5 protein-coding genes are annotated in these 24108 nt (G+C 34.1%); 1 reads left to right on the forward strand and 4 read right to left on the reverse strand.

All coding sequences use genetic code 11. The annotated features are described in order from the left end of the window. Nucleotides 1–20 precede the first annotated feature (20 nt). From IPO86_11495 to IPO86_11510, 4 genes are all read right to left on the reverse strand, one after another. Nucleotides 21–4277 carry a T9SS type A sorting domain-containing protein gene (locus IPO86_11495; GenBank protein ID MBK9728734.1) on the reverse strand — a complete coding sequence of 1419 codons (4257 nt, stop codon included), beginning with the start codon at nt 4275–4277 and terminating at the stop codon, nt 21–23. A 149-nt stretch (nt 4278–4426) separates the two neighbouring features. Further along, nucleotides 4427–8875, reverse strand: coding sequence for a T9SS type A sorting domain-containing protein (locus tag IPO86_11500; protein ID MBK9728735.1), 4449 nt, complete (start codon nt 8873–8875; stop codon nt 4427–4429). Nucleotides 8876–9031: 156 nt separating this feature from the next. Further along, entirely contained in the window at nt 9032–13351 is a 4320-nt protein-coding gene (locus tag IPO86_11505) for a hypothetical protein (GenBank protein MBK9728736.1), read from the reverse strand. A gap of 717 nt (nt 13352–14068) precedes the next feature. Next, the gene (locus tag IPO86_11510) at nt 14069–20380 is read right to left on the reverse strand and encodes an HYR domain-containing protein (protein MBK9728737.1); all 6312 of its coding nucleotides are present in this window, start codon (nt 20378–20380) and stop codon (nt 14069–14071) included. Nucleotides 20381–20865: 485 nt separating this feature from the next. On the opposite strand from IPO86_11510, the gene IPO86_11515 reads away from it, so the two are divergent. Next, nucleotides 20866–24024 (forward strand): T9SS type A sorting domain-containing protein, encoded by a 3159-nt coding sequence (locus tag IPO86_11515; GenBank protein ID MBK9728738.1) that lies wholly within the window; start codon nt 20866–20868, stop codon nt 24022–24024. The last annotated feature ends 84 nt before the right edge of the window (nt 24025–24108 follow it).

Consider the following 24108-nt stretch of genomic DNA (forward strand, 5'->3'; position numbering starts at 1 on the left):
TAAACCGATATAAAAAATCCTTATTTGCTAAGTATCAATTTTTTCACTCCATTAAAATTATTGGCTTTCAACTGGTAATAATAAATACCTGCCTCACCAATCTCGGATTTGGAGATCGTAAATTGATTTTTACCTTTTTGTACTCTTAATTCTTTATTCAGTATCATACGCCCTTTTATATCATACACAGAGATCGAAACTTGCTGATCAAATGGAATATGAAAACTAATTACTGACGACTCACTAAATGGATTCGGTTGATTTTGATACAATTCATATTGTGAAAAGTTTAAATCTGTGCCTTTAATTCTAAACTCAATATCCATTACATCCATCTTTTCATTATAAGCTTCTGGATTTAAACCAATATAGCTTAATCCAACTAAGTCACTCACAATGGATGGTTTGGTAACATTTAATACAATATAGAATAATGGCATGTCCGTTTTCGTTATACCGCGATTACTATTCCAACTTACTGGGATGAATCCTTTATCCAATTGATTCATTGCATAATTCGCATCCGTAATCGTAACTGAACCCGATTTAATTTGAATAAACTGAGAGGATTCCATATTATATTCAAGTGTCATTTGAAATCCATTTAACTCGCTATTCCAAGTTCCATAAACTGGAATTGATATTTCACCAGTTTTTACAAGTTTATGATTTTCAAATTCAAATATCAAAGATTCCTTACTCCGTTTTTCTACACCACTGTTAAGATCTGTAGTTTTTGCACTATAATTTATATCACCCATTTTAACACCCATATAATCAAAAGCAACATTCGGACCTTGTAATGCTTTTACTTCATATAAAGTTTCCCATGGCGAATTCTCCCAAGGATTTTCAGGATTATCAAAAACTGTTGACTTTTTAATAAATGACCATGATTCTGTGCCATTACTAAAAGTATTTGTTATTCCTAAAATCAGTTTTCTTAATTCTGAAATATCAGCTGCTGTAATTGAATGAGAGTTGTTTACATCTGCTGCAATATATTGGTATACAGAATTAAATCTTTGCAATCCTAAGATATGCTTTTGCATTAAAACGATATCTGCAGTAGAAACTCCATTACTTATATCATCATTTTTAATAGGTCGCAATTTATAGTCCTCTCCTTCAGGTAAATCGACAAAGATATATTCTCCAATTTTATCGGAATTAATAGAGCCAAACATAATATCTGATTTTAATAATTCTAAATGTGCATTCTGAAGTACAGAATTTGTTGTTGTATTAATTAAACCCGCTATGATACCGCCATTTGTAAACTTGTTTGGACAAATATTGCCATTGTTATCTTGTAATAGTAACGAAGTTTTACAAAATGTTTGATTTCCATCTAAGTCTGTAATGTATAATGTTATCTCAATAGTATCTCTAATACCATTAAAAATATCTGCACAGGTAAATCTTTTTATACTATCATTAGGATTTGTAGTAAAGGAGAATCTTAATTTGTTCTGTGGAGTACAATTATCGGCACTCTTTTCATCAAAAAATCTCGCAGGCACATCAATAAAAGCACCTGTAGGCATCACCACTGCAATCAAACCTGTTTTACAAAAAGGAGTTGGTTGTTTGCAATCTTTAATTCTGATTAATTGATTACAAGTAGCGGCATTGCCACAAGAATCTCTAACTGTCCATTCAATGGTATGGTAACCACCTGAATATAATCCACTTGCATTATTACCTTGATTTATTGAACCAAAACTTCCATCATTATTTAAATCCACTCGGTATGACCAAATCAATTTTGTATCATCAGTACAATCATCCGTAGCGACTCCCAACAAATTCACATTTGCATCGCAGGTAAGATCATTTGCACAAGTTTCTTTGAAGGCACACGTAACATTGTCAATTATAGGTGCTACTGTATTTCTTAAGTAAATAATCTGATCTCTTTTAAAAATACCTGCAGAATTTGGATCATTAACATCATACAGACACCAGTCAATAACCCGCCAATGTCTTATAATTTTTATACAGAATCCACCAACATTATAAAATCTTTCATCTGTTGAACCAGCAATCAAATTACTACAAGGTCTTGTTGGATAAGATGGTTTTCCTGCAAAATCAGGATGTGCATCTGTTGCCTTACAGCCATTGATTGTAATATCAGCTGGCCAAATTATTGAATCAATAGTAATCGGATTTTTATCAATGACTGTGATCGATTGTGGACATGCCGTAAATTGTCCACCTGCAGCTGTTGCAATCCATAGTCTTCTTATAGAACCAGAACCACATTTCCATGTAATGGTGTCATCTCTATAGGTAACTACTGTATTTGAACAAATATTTGTTGCAGTTGCTCTTCCCAATAATGTTAAGTTGCCAAGATCTGTACCGCAATCCACCGTAATATTAGGTGGGCAATTAATAGTTGGAGGAATCTTTTCTTGAACCGTAACAGAAACCATACAATCATTAAAATTACCTTTCTCATCCCATACCCGGAATACAACCATATGCGGATTTCTTGTCAAGTCTTCACAACAAAATGTCACTTTCGGACCAAAGTCTAAATTTCCAGAAACACCACACCAATCATTCATTCTTCTGATAGCCATAGAATCCACTTCACAATTATCATAACTTCCTTGATTTACAGAGGTAGCATATAATTGTCCAATTCCTTGTTCGTTTATACTTATTACAGTATGTTGATCACAAATTGCAACTGGATCTAATCTATCCACTATCAAAACTTCAATTCTACACTTGGTAGAATTACCACAATCATCCGTAACTATAAATTGAACCCAAGTAGTATCCTTAGGTAATCCTGTAATTACTGCATTTCCATTTACATAAGTAACGTTATCTGTACGATAGTCCCCAGCTTCTGGCTGCCCGTTAGGACTTGCCAATTTGTATTCTACAGTAAATGTAGTATTGGAACAATCCAAAATTAGTTGAGGTGGTGGTATTATAGCAGTACCTGTACATTTGTAATAATCTGTTGGGAATTCAATATAGTTATTACTACAAGCAACTTCAGGAGCCCGATCATCTGTAACTTTAATAAACTGTACACATTCTTGTAACTCACCTGTACACCAATCAAATATTCTCCAAGTACGCAATAATTTAAAGGAACTTCCACAAACAGGAATCTTAATATCTCTGTAGGTCACTGCAATATGATCGCAATGAATTCCTTGAGGAACACCTGTGCCACGCCATTTTAACTGACCATTTTCAACAAAATCATAAGGCGAAGGATTTCCATTTGTGAGTGCATTCCATCCTGCAGGATATGGACCAATTGGAGGTTTTATAGAATCACATTTTAGAGCTGGTCTTTGAAATCCATCATAGTTTAATGGACAAACTAAATTTAATAAACTTCCTTGTAAAAGGTATATAGAATCTTTACAACTTGTTTTGTTTCCTTTGCAATCTTTAGCTACCCAAGATCTTTCCACTTGAGCATAATAAGTAGAATTGCAACCATTTTTAACATAGATATCAGTATAACACAATTCTACATCACAACACAGATCAAAATTCTTAACAATGTAGCATTGACTTAATGTAGGATGCTTAGTCCAAGTTGCTCCCATCGGTAGCGGAAATCCTATACTGTCTGCAGAATAATCTTCATCACAACTAATAACAACAGGCAATGAATTACATTCTAACAAGGGAATAAATTTATCTTCTATGAATATTCTACCCCAACATGAAATACCAGAACATATATTTCTAACATTTACTGTAAGTGTTTTCCCAAGATGAGAATAATCAACAGTATTGCTAGGTATTGGGACATTATTTGGATTGTAAACTGTTACAACATAGGAGTCATCAGGATATACATTCCCTTCCAGAAGTACACCTGGAGTGATTAATGCTTGACAGTTTCCATTTAATGAAACATTTACTAAATCATCACATGCCATTGCAATATCTCCTTCTACATATACATTTTGAAATATTGTAGTCCCACCATTTACTAGTCTAATTAGAAATGAACCAGGTACATTACCCCATGCAATTGTAAATGAATTGACAGGTCCGCCAGGTACAGGTGATAAACTACCCCCACCGAGCACTGTGATAGTCCAAGGACCGGCACTAAAATTATAAGTGACCACTGTATTTGGACAAACGCTTGTGTCTCCACTAATATACTGCGCATATGTCGTGTTTACATCAAGTAAAAATAGCATCACAAAAGATACAAATGCTAATTTTGACTTAAGCGTGGTAAGAAGAAAAAACTCCCTCAAGTTTTGATAGATCTCCTTCATAATATAATTTTTTAAATGTAACTTCTTAGTCATGATAAAAAATTTTCTATATCGTTTAATTGGAATTTGAATTAATTATATGTTCGTGGGGCTTTCATCCGGGAATAATTTACTATTCCCGGAATCAGCCTTAATTACCCAAGAACCGTTTATTTTAAAATAATCATTTTTCTAGTTGAACTATATTCCTCAGCCTCCAGTCTATAATAAAGCACACCATTCATTTTAGTATCTTCTAATTTAACTTTTACTGAATTCAATCCTTTCTTCGCATTTAGATCGTATGACTTTACTATTCGACCAGACAAATCATACAAACCAATTTTTACAAATGACTCTTTTGGAACATTAAAGAAAATAGTCGTTTCATTAATAAATGGATTTGGAACGTTTTGGAATAGCTCAAAACCATTATCTGATTTGGTATTATTTGTTCTATAAACTAACGATATTCCTAAATCTTCAGATGGTGCATAAACTTCTGCATTTAATCCACTCACATTAAGCTTCAATTCATTATATCCCAATACTATATTGTTTTTAACATTGAATAATAAATAGAATAGCACATCAGAATTCAAAATATTTAATTCTGTATCATTATTCCAACTTAGGCGAATAGATCCTTCCTTAAGATAATTGTAATCTGTTGAATTTATATTTAACACGCCAGATTCTATACCTGCAAATTCTAAATCATTCTGATCTATTTTGAATTCCATCTGGAGTCCTGAAGCAACTACTAAATCACCAGCATTTCTTACCGGTATTTTGATAAAATCTGATTTTGCTGCATCTAGTTGATCTAATTCAAGTAACATCATTTTATTGCTACGTGATTGTGCATTTCCACCGAAACCCGTATTGGCTTCTCCAGTAACATCTCCTGTTTTGATTGAAATAAAATCAACATTCAATAAGCTATTCGCAAAATCAGGTACTTCTACTTTGTTTTTATAACTAGCGTAATTATCGAATGACAATGGATAATTTGAATCAACAAAATTCCATGAAGTGTTACTCTCAAATACATTTTGAACGCCAAGTATTAATTTTCTTAATTCCGAAACATCTCTTGCTGTAATAGAGCCTGATGCATTTACATCTGCTGCTATCAGCTTATAAGGAACATCAAATGATTCTAAACCTAATATATGCCTCTGAATCTTTACAATATCTTTAGTCGATATACCATTTAATGGATCTTTATCATATTCAGCGGAGATTGTATAACTTTTATACATATCTAAGTCATCAAACATATAGGACCCTGAAGTACTTGTACTTTTAGTAATCAACTGATTGCCTAACGATTTAACAATCACAGCAACATCCGGGGAAGGATTTTGATTATACCCACGAATCGAACCTCCTAAATTTCCAAATGTTGGAACATCTGGACAAACATTTTGATTGTCTTGAAGGATAAGTTTCGTTTTGCAAAAATCTTGATTACCTGCAATGTCTGTTACATATATAGATACTTCTACCGTATCACTTCTGCCATCTGGAATATCTGCACAAGTAAATGTTTGGAATGAATCTTTAATATTAGCTGTGAAAGAATATTTCAAATCCTTTTTTTGTGTACAATTGTCTTCACTATTCAAGTTAAAATCTTTAGCCCAAACTGTAACAGAACCAGAATTTTGCATTAATACGGTAACAATTCCATCGAGGCAATAAGGCGTTGGAAATTTACAGTCACTAACATTTATAAAGTAAGAACAATTTGATTTATTGCCACATTGATCTTCGACAATCCATGTAATTCTATGCATTCCTACATTGAATACAAACGAAAATCTATTTCTATTTCCAGTAATAATTCCAACACCATCATTATCCAAATCTAATTGGTATGTCCAACGAAGTTCTCCTTGTGCTGTGCATAAATCAGATGCGGTTGCTTCAAGAGTCACTTTTACTTCACAGCCACTTGTAATACAGTATTGTTGATTTACACAAGAACTTGTAAAAAACGGAGCTTCCGTATTATTTACTTTTATAACTTGAGTATGATACCAAACACCTTTATTTGGAATAACGTTTTGATTATAAGTACACCAATCAATTACTGTCCATTTTCTTAATATTTTAAAACAAACTCCTTCAACATAATTAAACGTCAAATCTTCATATGTCGAGAGTGGTTGATTACAGATATCTCTATTTATAAAAATTGGCTTTCCCGTAATTTCTGGATTTGGGTTATCGCCACAACCATTTAACACCAGATCACCTGGCCAAATAATATCGCCAAGACTAAATGGTGTATTGTCAATTACTGTAATGGTTTGTCTACAAGAATCTCTTAAACTGCCATTATCAATGGCTATGAATTCTCTAACCAGGGTTCCGATATTACAAGTATTTAAATTATTATAAACTCTAGTCTCCATACGCACCTGACAATTATCAGTTGCAGTTGCTACTCCAAATACATTTAAGTTAGTTAAGTCGGTACCACAATTCACTGTCATATTTTTAGGACAAGTAATTTTTGGCGGTAATTTATCTTGTATAAAAGCATCTATCATACATTCACTTGTATTTCCCGCTTCATCTATAACTTTTAGCACAACTATTACAGGAACTGTTGCAGATACATCCGCGCAACAGAATTCTTGATCGGGACCAAAAGAAGTAGTACCACATGGACCCGGGTTCATCCTTCTTACTTCAAAATGAACTTTTCCACAATTATCATGACTACGATCATCGAAAACACTTGCTGGTGCTAGCGCTTTTCCATTAGATCCTAATGAAATTACTGTTTTTTGTTGACACACCGCTACAGGAGGTGTCAGATCTTTTACTTCAATATCAAATTGACAAACACTAGAATTTCCACATCCATCTGTAATTGTATAATAAATCCAATTACATCCCAATGGCATGTTGTCAACCCGGTATTTTCCATCTGCTTGTTTTGTAATATTTCTTGAATCACCGAGTCCTGGAATTGGGGTACAATCTTTTGGATCTAGTGCTGGTAAATGTGTCACGGCATAAGTCCAATCAGAGCATTTCTCTATAACGTATGGTGTCCTATCATCAACAATTGTTTGTGGCGTTAAATCCTGCGGAACTGGCAATACTAATGAACCTGTGCAATTCCAAGGATTTGTACTTACTGTAAAATTGGCCGGGCAGGTTACTTTTGGCAACTCATCATCTACTACTTTTATTTGTTGGATGTAATCAATACGAAAACCTGGATTGCACCAATCTAATATGATCCATCTACGCAATAATTTAAAAGTGCCTTTACAAACACGAATCGTGTCATCTGAAAAATCATATTGAATGTTTCCACAATAAATACCTAATGGTTTGCCTGTACCAGTTACGGTTGTATCTGGAAAACCATTTGGAAGTTTTGTCCAATTTCCATCGCATTTCAAATACGGTTGATTCCCAACTTGTCCATCATAATGTGGTGGCAATGTTATGTCAGCCAATGTTCCTCGACGTAAATCTATGGTATCATAACAACATGCAGTATATCCACCTGGATCTCTTGCACACCATTTTCTAAATATTGTTGCACTTAAAGAATCATTTGTACAATCATACTTAACTAAACTATCTACATAGGTAAGATAAACTATTCCACATGCATCAAGGCCTGTTACTATAAATGGATAAACATTTTTATTAATAAGGTTTGTTGGAACAGGATAACCAAGAACATCCGGAGATAAATTTGCGGCACAACTAATGGTATCCCGAACTCTGCAATTCATTACAGGAGGTGATTTATCTTCTAATATTAATGTACCCCAGCAATTATTATTGCAAACAATATTACGTACATTAACTTTCAACTTCTTATTTAAATAAGTTTCATTCAAAGGAAGCTGAATCTTAATATTATTATAAAATAAAGTTACTTCGTAAAAACCCAAATTAGAACAAACACTATTCTCGCCTTCCAAAACCATCTCCGCTAAAATGTCTGCTTCACAAATGCTGTTAACAGAAACCTGAATCTGATTATTACATGCCAATTGACAATTCGTCCAACAATTAGGTATTGTTGCACTAGTTGACATTGTAGGTAAATGTCCAACTGGAATTGAATAACTTGTCGATGCCTGATTGTTTAAAATAACAGGAGCTCCAACTGCATCAACATCTACTTCTGCAGTAAACTGAAGAATAAGTGAATCTCCTAAAATTAAAAAACCAGTACCATCTGTTAAGTTAGGATTAGAACCTAATCCATCGAAACCAGGATTCACATTCCCAGAACTACTTGCTACAGAAATATAAGCTACTGAAGGAAATCCAACAATTCTTATGAATGCAGATCCTAAATTTCCTGGAGCATTAAGAATGTCCTGAATTACAATACCATTCGAAATTGCACAACCTGTATTAATAATTACAAGTTGATATGTGGCATCTATATTTCCAGGAACTCCACTACTTGCAGGAGCAACAGCTAGCAGATTTTTCTGTACAGAAAGACATTGTGAGTACAATGATTGACCAGAAAAGATTAGAAACAATCCTAACATCATCAACAATTGTCCCATCATCCCAATCTTCTTAACTGCCAGATGATTATTGAAACGAATTTTCGTGTTCATTTTGGATAATTTATTAATTGTAAAAATATTTTTCATTAAATATGATTTATGACAATTTCTGAGATCCTCAAACGGTTCTTTTGAGGTTGAATGAGCTTTGATTATTAAATAATTTAACTTGGGGGTATAATAGGAATCTAATCCTTAACTGGATACTTATTCTAGTATGAGCATCTTGCGGATAGCTCTATGATCATCCATTTCCAGATGATAATAAAGTACACCACTTCGATTAATATCTTTTTTATCAATTTCAATAGAATTAAATCCCATTTTAAACAATCTCTTAATTTGAATTAATTCTTTTCCATTTACATCAGAAACTTTTAAACTCACCATACCATCTCGTGGAAGTTGAAAAGAAATAGAAGTGGTATTACTAAATGGATTTGGTTGATTTTGGAACAAATAAAATCCACTCATTGCTTCATTGTTTGCAGAATAATACGTAAGCGACAAGTCAAATGCTTCTGATAAATTATTGTAAATCTCAGATTTAAAGTTTTCATTCGAAAGCACAAATGATTTATTCAATTCTCCATTTTTATTCGACTTCAAAACAATCGTAAACAATGGTTTGTCACAAGAAACACCATTTGAATTATCCCAGCTCATTTTAATCTTTCCGGATGAAATACCATCCATAGAATAATTTGCATCCTGAATATTCATCATTCCAGATTCAAACTCTACAAAGCTAAAAATTTGCGGATCAAAACTAAATTGTGTCTGCATTCCATAAATACTAAATTCACAATTTAAGCTCACCGGAATTCTTACAATTTCATTTTGTTGAAACAATTGATTTGGAATCGTCAAACTAATTTGTGCATTATTTCTTGAACTAATGTTATTGAGATTATTTGTTTTTGCATTTCCACTAACATCACCCATTTTAATAGCAACAAAGTTGTTATCTAACTTATCATTTGCTAAATTATTTATAGCGCTATTTTCATTAAATGGCCAAGGATGGTTTATGTCTGAAAATATTTGATCAGAACAAACAAATTTCCAAGATTTATTATCGACGAAATTATTTGTAATCCCAAGAATTAATCTTCTTAAATCAGAAACATCTTTTGCCGTAATTGATTGTGAATTATTCACATCTGCAGCGATCATCTTATAAGGTGAATTCAAAGACTGCAATCCTAATATATGCTTTTGAATTAACACGATATCTTGCGTAGTAACACCATTCAGAGGCTCATCCTCTTTATGTGCAGACAATACATAGGTTTCATTCAATGGAAGTTGAATAAATGAATATTGTCCATCTGGCCGAGTCATTTCATGTTTTGGCATGGATGGCATATTTCCATTCAATGTTACCATTGCGTTTTCAACTTTATTGTTGGATTCATTAAAAATGTTACCAGCTAAATTTCCAGTACCACCTCCTACTATATTGTCTAAACATGCATTCCCAATTCCATCCTGAACAATAACCTTTGTGTCACAAAAATCATAATTGCCTGCTTCATCCGTTACATAAATTGTAACATCAAATGATTCTGAAACACCGTTTCGTATTTGTGCACAAGTATATGTTCTTGATGCATCTGCAGGATCCGAAGAGAAAGAATATCTAAGTCTTTCTGAAGGTGTACAATTATCAGAACTATGAGAATTTAAATCCGAAGCCCATATCGTAACCTGCCCGTTGGATGGCATTATAACTGTGATGATTCCTACCCTGCAAAATGGTGAAGGTTTTTTGCGATCTAATATTGTAAATAAATAATTACATGATGCAAAATTACCACACTGATCTGTAACGGTCCATTTAATTCGATGTGGACCTACAGGATATGTGCCACTAGCGTTATTTCCAACGCCTGAATAATCTATCGACGTGTTGTCAAAAAGATCTATTTGATAATTATAAATTAATTGTGCAGGCAAACAATCATCTGTTGCTGTTGCTGTTAATGTTGCAAATCCATTACAATCTGTTGAAATACCTTCAAAGCTAATATCAGCACAACTACTCGTAATCGTAGGTGCGATAGAATTCCGTATTTTAATTACTTGAACATATGTCCATCGTCCGGCTCCTGTTGAACTATTATAAATACACCAGTCTACTACGGTCCACTTACGCAATACTTTGAAACAAACATTTTCAACAATTGAAAATACCTGATCATCATAGGTAGCTAAAATATTTGAGCATGTAAGATTTGTTGGCCAGCTTGGCTTTCCGGTAATATTTGTACTTATATCTGAATGACAACCATCAACTTCAATAGGTTCTGGCCAATCTATAGATACATCTCCATCAAATTTCGTAAAATCTTGAACTGTAATAATTTGAGTACAAGTATATGGATTATTAAAATCATCTCTAAATGTAAACCGGCGTTCAATAGTACCGAGTCCACAATGATTAAGGTTAAAGCTTACGGAAGAATCTTTGGTAAGATTACAATCTTCAGTCACTAAACCATCCCTTCCCCAAATATGAGGCTGACTAAAACTCTTATTTGTAGGATCATATAAAAAGATATTTTTACGTTCCGCTTCCGTCCTTCTATAGGTACCGAAAACAGAAAGATTGGATCTATCAAATTCGCAACTTACCGTTATGTCTGGTAAGCATACCACCACAGGTGGTTTTTTATCTTGAATTGTAACCCATACCATACATTCATTTGTATTTCCAGCTCTATCTTTAACTTGAAGAACCACCAATACTGGGTTATTCGGAATATCATTACAACAAAACTCTACATAATCACCAAACAAATTATCATCCTTTATTGGATCCGGACAATTCCCTGGGTCCATTCTTCGCACTTGAAAAGAACCTAAACCACAATTATCATGAGATCCATCATCAAATGTAAGCGCATATACTTTTGCTGAACCATCATCGGTTAACGTAACAACCGTTTCAAAATCACAAACAGCAATTGGTTTTGTTTTTTCTTCAACAGTTACTTCCGTAGCACAGGTATCTAAGTTACCACAGCCATCTGTTCCTATAAATAGAACCCATGATAAACCTACCGGTAAGTTTCTAATATTATAAAGTGAATCATTCACTCTAAACACCCCTGCAGATGTTGCATCTATTGCAGATGGAGAAAGAAGAGGATCCGCCCCGCGTTTTACTTTAACTTCCCACTTAACAGAAGAACATTCATTTAATACTGTAGGTGTTGGGATATTAGCCTCACCTTCGCAGGTAGCGGCTAAAGTTGAAATCGTTATATTAGGTGAACAAAATAGTGTGATTCTATCATCTATTACTTTAATGATTTGGATACAAGTAGTTTGCCTTCCAGTGCACCAATCAGCAATAATCCATTCCCGAAGAATCTTATAAGTTCCTTCGCAAGCTTTCAATTTTATATCACTATATGTATAATCTAGGTTACGGCATTTTACAAATGTAGGATATCCCGTTGTATCTGGATGTGGATTTCCCGCAGCATCTTTTTTGTAAATACCATTACAAGCCAAAGCAGGATTTTGAATATTATCAAAATTTGGTGGACAAATCACAGCACCGATATCTCCTATTCTAATTAATATAGTATCAGAACAAGTAGCTATATTTCCATAGGAATCAATTGCAACCCAATCTCTAAATACTGTATCTATATAAGGTACCGGTGGCGGACAATCCACATGCACAATTCTATCCGTATAGGATAAATTTGTTGGTCCACAATTATCATAAAAACTACTTGTGCTTCTATATTTACGGGGACTGATCAATGTTGGATTTATTGCACCAGGTGGGTTTGGAAACCCAATAATTTCAGGTGTATAGGCTTGATCACAATTTATTTGATAGGATCTACAAGCTAATCTCGGTGGTTGTTTGTCTTCAACTAACAACATACCCCAACAGGTATTCCCAGAACAAATATGATGCGATTCTACAATTAAGTATTTACCTAAATGCGCAACACCAACATATGGACTCGTAGGAATTGGAAGGTTAGTTTTAGGATCTTTTATAACGATTATATAATCCAAAGAATCAAAAACACCTTCTAAAATCAAACTAGGATATACAAATCCATGACAATTTTCATCCAGTGATATGTTCACTGTATCGTTACAATTCATTTGAGGAGCTGCACGACCAGATAAATGAACATTAAAGGTATCAGAACAAAAGAATGGACTAATTACCTGGAAGTATAACTTATAATTACCAATTGTATTTCCCCAATTAACTTCATATCCGGGTCCTTGCGGAGTTGAAATAAAATTAATACCTACCGATCCAGGAGGTGAAACTAACAATTGATAAGAATAGCCAACTACAAATGGCGATATCCGGAATGTATCCAGATCATTTTGGCAAGCAACGCTTGGCACACCTATTAAAGGTGAAGGGGTACCGCAATATTGAGCGATCGATTGATTTATTACCAAAACCATAAATAGGACTTGCAATAATAAATACCTTCCGACAGCTAACAATTTGGCCTGTGTAAGTATTGGTTTATTCATATTCTAAATATTTATAAAATTCGTTTTTGCTCATTACCAGAATTACTTGCTGTTCATTACAAGCAATTCAATTGTGTAAATCTTAGTGGGGGGTAGGTATAAATTGGTTTTAATAATTCAATTATCAAAACCGCTTCATGTACATATGAAGAGCAAGTAATATTCCAAAAATGGTGCTTCTAAGCTTAGGCTTGAGTAGAAATCTTAATGTAAATAAATTAGTTTATTCTATAATATATTAGTCGCTACAATACCAATTAAATACACTTTCATAATAGCACTCATGGGTGAAAATAAATTATGTAAAATAATTTAATGAATTTATGAATCAAAGAAATCTTTGAAATTCGAATTTAACATAAGAGTGGTAAAAATGATTAAAATATCATATATACTACTGCATATCAACACATTACAGTATTTATTACAATCCTATTCATCCAATGGGAAGTTTTTCAAAACAGAAACTCCGCTTTCTCAAATATTGTAAAGAATGTTAAAAGTTGTCTAAATTAAAAGCATCAGAGCATGCTTGAAAAGAATTTTGACAAATTAAGTTATCCAGGCAAAATCAACTCCTGGTTTACTTTATAATCTATCTGATTGATAAATCCTAATTGAGTAAACATTGATTGCATATTAAATTAAAATGTATAAAAAAAGGGTACATGTTTTTAACATGTACCCTTAAAATATATTTTAAAATGACTCCGGGTCTTAGTCCATAACAACCATTCTCTTGGTTGCTGTATGGTCTGCGGCATCTAATTGATAGTATAATACGCCTCCTGCATTCAATTCAGCTTTTTGAACTTTTACAGTGTTCAAGCCTTTTACGCCTGTTAACTCATATACTCTCAATACTTTACCGGTTACGTCATAGATACTCAATTTAGCATTTCCTGCTTCTGGTAATCTATAACTGATGGTAGTTTCTTTCGCAAATGGATTTGGTGTATTTTGGTATAACTCAAAAATTCCACTTTCTACAACGCCTCTTTCTGTACGCACTCCTAAGCTGATGTCTTTTGTATTTAATTGTGCATCATATGCTTCTGCTGTTGTTACATCTCCAGTGATTGCGATTAAGCTACCAATGTTGCTGTTACTGTTTGCGCGGAATACTACTGTGAATAACGTTGCTTCTGATTCTACACTCTGTGCTACTTTGCTATTCCAGCTCGTAGTCAAGATACCGTTTCCAACCTGGTTTGTTCCAAAGTTTGACTCATCAACATTTAAAGATCCTGCTTCAATTCCTTCGAATGTCAATGCTTGACGATCAAATTTCATTGTAAACTGGTATCCTGCGATGTTGTTGAAATCACTTGATTTGAATGCTACTTTGTACAATTCTCCGGATACCGTTGTATTGTTATCAATTTCTAAATGTAACTTACCATTGTTACGACTGCTGCTTCCAGCTACATTGTGACCTCTGGCATTGTTATTAACATCGCCCATTTTAACTGCAATAAAATCTGCAATTTCTTGCTGTGCTAATGGCATTGGTACTATTACTTCCCGAGGAGCAGCCCATGGATTATTAGCATCCATAAAATAGTCTTTAGGAATAAATGTCCAGGAATCAACTTTGCTAAACACATTTGTAACACCTAAAATTAGTTTTCGAATCTCAGAAATATCTGCTGCTGTAATAGATGCAGTATTATTGACATCGGCAGCTATGAATTTATAAGGACTATTAAGTGTTTCTATTCCTAGGATATGTCTTTGAATCTTAACAATATCTGCAGTGGTAACGCCATTTAGAGGATCATCCGTTCTTCTTGGTTGAATTACATATTCAACAGAAGCACCGTAATCCAAATCTCCAAACAAATACGCACCGTTACTAGCGGTTGTCATTTGTTTTGTCATAATGGAAGATTCTAAAAGTTGAACATCTGCAAATTCTGTTCCTTCATCTGTCAATGTTTTTAACTCCCCTGTGATTTTTCCAAAGGATCCTACATCAGGACAAATATTATGAGGATCTTGAATCACAACCGTGGTTTTACAACAATCTTTATTTCCTTCTTCATCTTCGACACAAATTGTAACCGGTAATATTAATTCATCGTTAATCTTATTGCTTACAAAGTCATCACAGCAAATTGTTAGACTATCTGTATTTCCATTTTCAAAATAAATTCGAAGATCTTCAGGATTTGTACAATTATCAAAACTACCAGCATCTAAATCTCTTGCCCAAATTGTTATACAACCTGAACTTGGCATGACTGTGGTGATAACACCTACATGACAATAAGGAGTTGGAGCTTTGCAATCTTTAATCTCAAATAATTGACAATTAGCAGCCAAATTGCCACAACCGTCTTCAACATACCAACAAATTCTATGAATTCCTATTGGATATGTTCCACTCGCATTAAAAGGGTTAAACTCATCATCCGCTAGAGGATTATGATGTTTCAATGGAGTTCTTCCTAAAGCATATTCTTTCTTAGTCAAAGGTCCTACTGCATAGTCAAATCCAGAATGAACACCAACGCCATCATTATAAATATCAATCTTATAGTCATAGAATAACCAATCGAGTGGGCTACAATTATCTGTAGCATCTACGGTAATAGTTATATGTCCATAACAAATATTATTTGTTGCATTTTTGACAGCTGGTTCACAATTTCCGATTGAAACTGTAATAACTGGTTTATCATTATCGTGTACTTTGATAATCTGCAAATACTCCCATCTTCCCTTGATTGGATCGATACTAGGATCATATTGGCACCAATCAATTACGACCCATTTACGCAATACTTTAAAGCACGCATCTGGTTCAATTGTGAAGATCTCATCGAAATATTCGATACTAATTAAAGCGCAAAGATCATCCGAGTTATTTTCAATTATAGGTCTTCCTAATAAAGGATTATCAGGACTAATATCTGCTCCACAACCTTCAATAGTTGTAGCTTGGCCTGTGCAATTTCCTGGCCAGGTAATATCATCATCCGGATCGCAATTATCTGCTCTATTGATATAAAATGGATCGCAATCAACTACCCAAATAATTTGGGTACCTGTTACACTAATTCCATTAGGACCTCTTGCTACAATAGTTCGTGTAATTTGACCTTGACCACATTCGCGATTATCATTTACAGAGATAGAATAATTTGTACCACAAGCACCAAGAACAGTACCATCAAAACCCCAAACGAGCTCATATTTTCTATCATAATGAGAAGTATCAAATAATACTCTATAATAGTCACAAGCTTTATTCCATGCTGGAGGATTAGAAGGTGGTGCGCCAGGAACGAAACCAGGATATCCTGTTATATCATTTCGAACACAATAGTTATAACAAACTAAATCTTTAGTGACAACTTTCTTTCTTGCACTAAGATCACTTACAACTCTACCAAAGGTAGGATCATTTGGATCAGTAGCTTTATCAACATCAAACCAGAACCAACAGCTTACAACGATATTTGGTGGTGGCACAACAGTTGGAATACTTTTATCCTGAACTTCAATTTCAACCATACAATCACTATAATGATTGAATAAATTTCCACCGGAGTTCATTCTACTTGGTGTTACTGGACCGACACCTGGTTCGCGATCAAATACTCTCAAAACAACCATGATTGTTTTTCCAACATCACTACAACAGAATTTAACATGATCATCAAAATAAATTTGATTTCCATCTAAAATTGCATTGTCATCACCATTCACACTTGTGCAATTTGTACCATTATCTGGTTGACCAGCATTACTTCCATTATTTGTACCTCTCAATTGTTCCATTCTGATAACCTTAAAGAATACATGCGGAGAACAATTATCAAAACTTCCTTGGTCTAAATCATTTGCAAAAACTTTCGCATAGTTTTCACCTGGACTTTGGTTACCGTTGAGACTAACAACTGTTCGTTGATCACAAACTGCAATCGGAGGAACATTATCAAATACATTGACAGCAACTCTTTTCTTAGTGATATTTCCACAACAATCTTCTGCTATGATATTAGCATTCCAAATGCCTCTTTCTATATCTACTATAATATAACCTGCAGTCTCATTTCCTAACACTGTTCCATTTTCAATTTGAATAGTATAATGAAGTTCATTGCTGCAATTATCTAATAACCAAGGCTGGGGTACTTCCCACCTACCAGTACAGGTCCATACTTCCATATTTACGGTTACCGTATCTGGATAAAGCACTTCCGGGCCTTCGCGATCTATTACTTTAATAATTTGATTATGACCGCCTATCTCACTCGTACACCAATCCAAAACAGTCCATTTACGGAGCACCTTGTAACATCCAATTGGCCCAGCGTCGCATCCTGGTTTAGCAATATCTATAATTAAATCCTGGAAGGTAATCCCTAAATTCGAGCAGTCTAAACCACTTGGATAACCGGTTCCATGCCACATTACAATTTCATCCGGTCCCCAACACACTGGATTATTTGGTCTCCAATTTGGATGTGCTGGATAATAAATAGGCCATGGACTCGGATGGCCAATGTATAAACCAGTATCTATACAATTCCAACCTAAAGTTCTTGGTAAACGCTCCCCTGCTAGATCACCATTTGGACTTGGCAAAAATCCACCCGTTGCAAACCAATGTGCAGAGTCTAATAAATAGCCATCCACACAATATGGAAATGCCAGATAATGAGGTGTTACATCTTTATTTAAATCGATTTTCTCATTACATGCTAAAGCAGGTTCTTCTAAATCATCAAAATTTAAGGGAACATCAACACTATTTATTGTAGCTAAACTAACAATGATTGTTTGAGAACAAACAGATTTATTATTAGATGCATCAATTGCAGTCCAAGTTCGCACTATAGTTTCTTCAAAATTTAAAAGACAGCTACCTGCTGTGACGTCATCCTTATAAGATAAGGAGTATCCTCCACAATTTTCACGAACTAATGGAGAGCCCATATAAAATGGTGATGTCTCTGTCGTTCCACAAACAACACAGGTGTCTCTTGGACAGGTTAGTTGAGGTGCAATTTTATCTTCCACTGTAGCATGACCCCAACAACTGTTGCCAGTTGCAGGATCTCTTACGGTTACTTTAATTTCTCTTCCAATATCTTGAACTCCAACTTGAGATCCAGGTACATTTGGTTGTCGATCGATCACCAAATTTGTAATCCAGTCTCTAAGCTCGATTATATAATCATCATAACATTTATAAGGACCACCGGCAAGTACTTCATCTGGACTAATAGTTGCAAAGCAATTTTCGTCAAGGCTTATTTGAATTTCATCATGGCAAGCTAAGAAATCAACAGCTCCTTGAAATGCATTAACGCATACATCAAATTGACAGGTTGATTTATTACCTACTGCATCCGTTGCCTCATAGCAAAGGGTTGTACATCCAATAGGGAAATAACAACCTGGTCCATAAGGAATTCCGCAGGTTTGTTTTAAACGAATCATATTATCTGCAGTAGCATATAGCACGTTGCCTACATAACCAAATGGACGACAAATACCAATATGACCAATCGATGCAACTGTATTACTTGCTAAACCGCCTGCGATAAGTCCGGTATTAATCTGACATTTACCATCACCAAATGGACGGCCTACGTTACAAGAACCGAATGGTCCGACAAGACCTGGTTCAAAACGAGTACCAAGTGCACCTGTTAAGAAGATTCCTCTTATCTCCCCGGGCTGTAAAATAAAATTAGAACTTAAGGAAGAACCAATATTAACAGTAAATGTACCATCACAAGCATAAATTGTATCTCTTGAAGGAGGTACCGCTGTTCCTAATAAAAGTGTATCCAAAGAAGTTTGAGTAATAGGAGTTGCCCTTAAATTATCAGCAACAGAGCCAGTTTTAATTTGCGTCCATAAAGCTTTAGGAGAAACACCATTGCAACCAACGGTTGCTGGATTTCCATTAAAACCTGTTAAACCAACATCCCAGCCTGTATTTGCAGTAGTTTTTATAAAAACATCAAACAATGCATTATTGCTTGTAATACCTGAACAGCCACCAGTATAATAACTTGGAAATCCTAAGATTGCCATTGGGGCAGAGGTATTATTTGTTAAGTTAAAGATCCAACCAGATGGATTCACGGCATCATATCCACAAAAATTTAGTGTGCCGGTACATCCGATTGAATTTGCTTGATTTAGGAATGTAGCAGTAGGACAATCATCCATCGCCATAAAAGGAGGTGCATCCCAGCTTGCTTCGCATTCTCCAGGACCCAAGTTGATAATTACCCCTTTTGTTGGGCAATTAATAATTACTGGAGGAGTTACATCCCCTCTAGTCAATTCCTGGACTGTTGTAATTTCTTCACAAGTAAATTTGTTGATACTTGTCCAATTCACGATTGTTTTACCAAATGGAAGGAAAATAGTTCCTTCACAGGTTCCTGTTTTATCATTTACTGCTCTAATATTAGAGGTAGGTATTCTTAATTCAATATTTACCCAGTTTTCAGGGCAGAATGGAAATCCAGATCCATTCGTTACTAAAGAGTTTGGTTTTAACTTCCAATGAAGTCCACCAGATGCTTGAATATTAAAATCACAAAAGCGCATAGTGCAACCACTTTCAACGAGCTCACAATCTGCTCCGCCGACTCTGCAAATAATATTATCAAACTCATCCAAAAGAACTAAGTCTTCAAATGGCCTGGAGCTTAAATCTCCAACAGCAGTCATGATGATCGTGACATCCGCACATCCTGCGAATGGTACATTTTGAAAAATAGTTGGAGTTGTATCCAAATGAATTCCACCTGGAGGAAACGCTTTAAAATTAAGCTCAAACCTAGAGGACAAAATCACTGGGTCAGAAGTTGGATCTGGTATACATCCACAATCTGGAGCAATAAACTCTGGGCAAACTAATGCATAGGCAGCCTGACAGGTTCCGTTATCAGCAGCTTGAGGCGGAAATGCAGCAAACTGACAAGATTGTGCGAACTGTTTCTGAGAAAAGCATAGACTCAGAAAAAAGATGCTTAATAAAATTGAACGTTTCATGTAATGGTTATTCAGTTAAAAAAATCGTCTTTTCATATTTGCTAAAATCCAAAATAAAGAAATCCTTCCTCCAAACTGCTTAATTAAGGCAATTTAAAAAAAGTCGAATTTTAATTATTAAATAACAAAAAATTACAATTAGTCAATATGACAAATTTTGTAACAATTTGATTTTCAACAATTTAATAAGTTGATTTTAGATGAGTTGCTTCGTCTCTATCAAAAATCAGATTCCGTATTTGTCTCTTTACAAAATACTTTTGATCAAGCAAATATACATAGACTTGAACAACAAACAAATTTTAATTAAATTATTTTATTCTGGTGATATTATGAATACTATATATATAAATAAAATGTATAAGATTCCATCTAAAGCGCTATTATCGAATATAAAAATACTGTTTATCAGGCAACCTTTATAAAGGTCTATTCGTAAAGATTTATGATTAAAGTGTATCTTTATCACCTTAGATCCTAATCACATGAATATTAAAAAATACCTATTTCTTTCTTTTGTTCTAATATTATCGCTATTTTCCAATTCATTATTTGGTGCCTGCGAGATTTTTGATCTTACAATTCTGAAAACGGACTGCAATCAGAATAATAAATTTGCTGTGAAATTAAATTTCGGCTATCATGATGTAAGTGATTGCTTTACAGTAAAAGGGAATGGTAAGGAATATGGGCCATTTTTCTATTCCAAATTACCGATTATTATTGATGGATTACCAGGTGATTGCACAACCGTTTATGAATTTCAAATTGTCGATTGTAACAATAAACAATGTACTTCCGTTAGCAAAGAACTTGGTAAAGTGTGTTGCCCAAATCCAGCCGATTGTAAAATTTATGACCTTCGATACGAAAAGCTTCCGTGTGATACAAATGACAATTTTTTTGTAATTATTAATTTTGGTCATCAGAATTCATCTACCTGCTTTAAATTAAAAATCAATGATCGTCTATATCAAGAATATAAATATAGTGACCTTCCTATAAAGGTGGGTCCTCTTGAAGGTGATTGCGCAACAGAACGTGCTTTCACAGTTTTTGACTGTGAAAAACCAGATTGTATAGCTCGAGTTGAAATGCCGAAAGTTTGCTGTAACGAACCCTGTAAAATTTCAGATCTTAAAATTGAAAGAACAGCTTGTGATACGAATCATAAATTTTTTGCAATCCTAAGCTTTAAAGCCCAAGGGGTATCTGATAGTTTTTTCATCAAAGGCAATGGCAAAGTATATGGCAAGTATAAATATGGAAGTACAAGCTATAAAGTCGGTCCACTTTTAGGTGATTGTGTTACTAAATATGGCTTTGCAATTATAGATCATAAAAATACAAATTGCGGTTTAGATACTACCTGGGGAACTGTTTGTTGTGATACCCCGAATGAACCTTGTAAATTATATGATTTAATTGCTGAACGGACAGAATGTAATGCCGATAATCAATTTTATGTTGTGCTTAATTTTAAATCAAAAAACGCTTCAGAATGTTTTCGTGTAAAAGGGAATGGTAATGATTATGGAGAATTTAAATATACTTCCTTGCCTATAAAACTTGGCCCTTTTCATGGTGATTGCATCACTGAATATGAATTTATAATGCAGGATTGCAAAGACATTCATTGTTCTTTAGAAAAATTTATTGGTAAAGTGTGTTGTCCACCTTCACCTGAACCTTGCAAATTGTCTGAACTTGTAGTAGAAAAATCAGACTGCAACCAAGACAATCAATTTTACCTCCATTTGAATTTCAAAGCAAACAACGCCTCAGAATGCTTTAAGGTTTTTTTGAATGGAGCTTTCTTAGGAGAGTTTCCATATGCTTCATTACCTTTAAAAATTGGTCCGTTTCCAGGTGATTGTAAAACTGAATATAAATTATTAGTGAAGGATTGTAAGGATCCACATTGTAATCTTGAAAAAAATATTGGTATCGTTTGTTGTCCGCCAAATGCTGAACCCTGCAAATTGTCTGAACTTCTTGTGGAACGCACCGAATGCAATGCAGATAATCAGTTTTATGTGTTCTTTAAGTTTGATTTTTCAAATGCATCAGAATGCTTTCATATCAGAGGTAATGGAAAAGATTATGGGGAATTCAGATATGCCAACTTGCCTATAAAACTTGGACCTTTTGAAGGTGATTGCACTACCGAATATGAATTTGTAATTCAGGATTGTAAAGATCCTCATTGCAGTTTAGAAAAATTCATTGGAAAGGTTTGTTGCGGCACACAAGAACCTTGCAAATTTTCAGATCTTGTAGTTGAAAAATCTGATTGTAATGCAGATAACCAATTCTATTTGCAATTAAATTTTAAAGCTAATAATACATCCGATTGTTTTAAAGTATTTATTAATGGAAATCCATTTGGTCCGTATTTATATGCTTCATTACCATTAAGAATAGGTCCATTTCCAGGAGATTGTAAAACAGAATATAAATTACTAATTCAAGATTGTAAAGATTCACATTGTGGAATTGATAAGTATATTGGTAAAGTATGTTGTGGCACACAAGAACCCTGCAAACTAAGTGAATTAAATATTACGAAAACGGATTGCGAAGGGGAACGTAAATTTTATGCAATTCTAAATTTTCAGCATTCAGGGACTTCAGGATGTTTTAAAGTAAAAGGTAATGGACATTATTATGGAGAATTCAATTATTCCCATTTGCCAATAAAAATTGGACCGCTTACTGCAGATTGTAATACAAACTATGAATTTGTAGTTTTTGATTGCAATAATGAAGCGTGCCGCGTTTCAGGAAATCTTGGAAAAGTATGCTGTGAACCAGGAGACGCCCATTTTTATGAGCTTTTAATGGTTCGCTCTGATTGTGAACCAGACTCTACGTTTAGGTTGAAATTTGATTTTAAATACCGAAATGTCTCGGATTCATTTCTAATTTCGGTGAATGGAAAACCTGAAGGTACTTTCTCTTATACTAAATTACCGGTTAGTATCGGGCCTCTTAAAGCAGATTGCAAGACGATCTACAAAATATTATTGATTGATCAAAAAGACACTTTAATTCGTGCAGAACGTTTTATTGAAAGACCCTGCTGTAGACCAAAAAATGAACCTTGTAAAATATTTGAAGTAAAAGCAACTCCTTTACATTGCACAGGCCCTAATGAATATGCTTTAAAGATCGATTTTAAAACACAAGGCATTACCAACGCATATTTTGATGTATATGATAGACTAGGACCTATAGGCTTCTTCTCTTTCAGTCAATTACCGGTAACGATCAATAATTTTAAGAAAAGCGGTCGGGATTTTGATTTTATTAAAATTTGTGAAAATGATAATCCAGCCTGTTGCACGCCAATTGAATTTCATACTATTGATTGCATTACTTCAGATCCAAAAAAATTCAGTATTTCAAACGTAATTGTAAATAATTCTTCAAATACTGTTTCTATATTTTCTGAACTTGAAATTCCTGCAGATGTTGAGCTTGAATTATTTAATTTAGAAGGTAAACAAATAGAAATACACAGACTTGAATCGGGTCCACATGAAATTTTAATTTCTACTGAAGGCTTAAGTACAAATGCTTATTTTTTAAGACTTAAGAATCAAGAAACCGTGAAAACATATAAATTTTTTCATCTCCGATAGTTATTAACTAATTATAGAATTTGAAACCAGCGTATAAATTACTACGCTGGTTTCTTTTTTTTATCTTTTTCAGCTTTTCTTCTG

Source organism: Saprospiraceae bacterium (genome assembly GCA_016717265.1).
Taxonomy (GTDB): domain Bacteria; phylum Bacteroidota; class Bacteroidia; order Chitinophagales; family Saprospiraceae; genus Vicinibacter.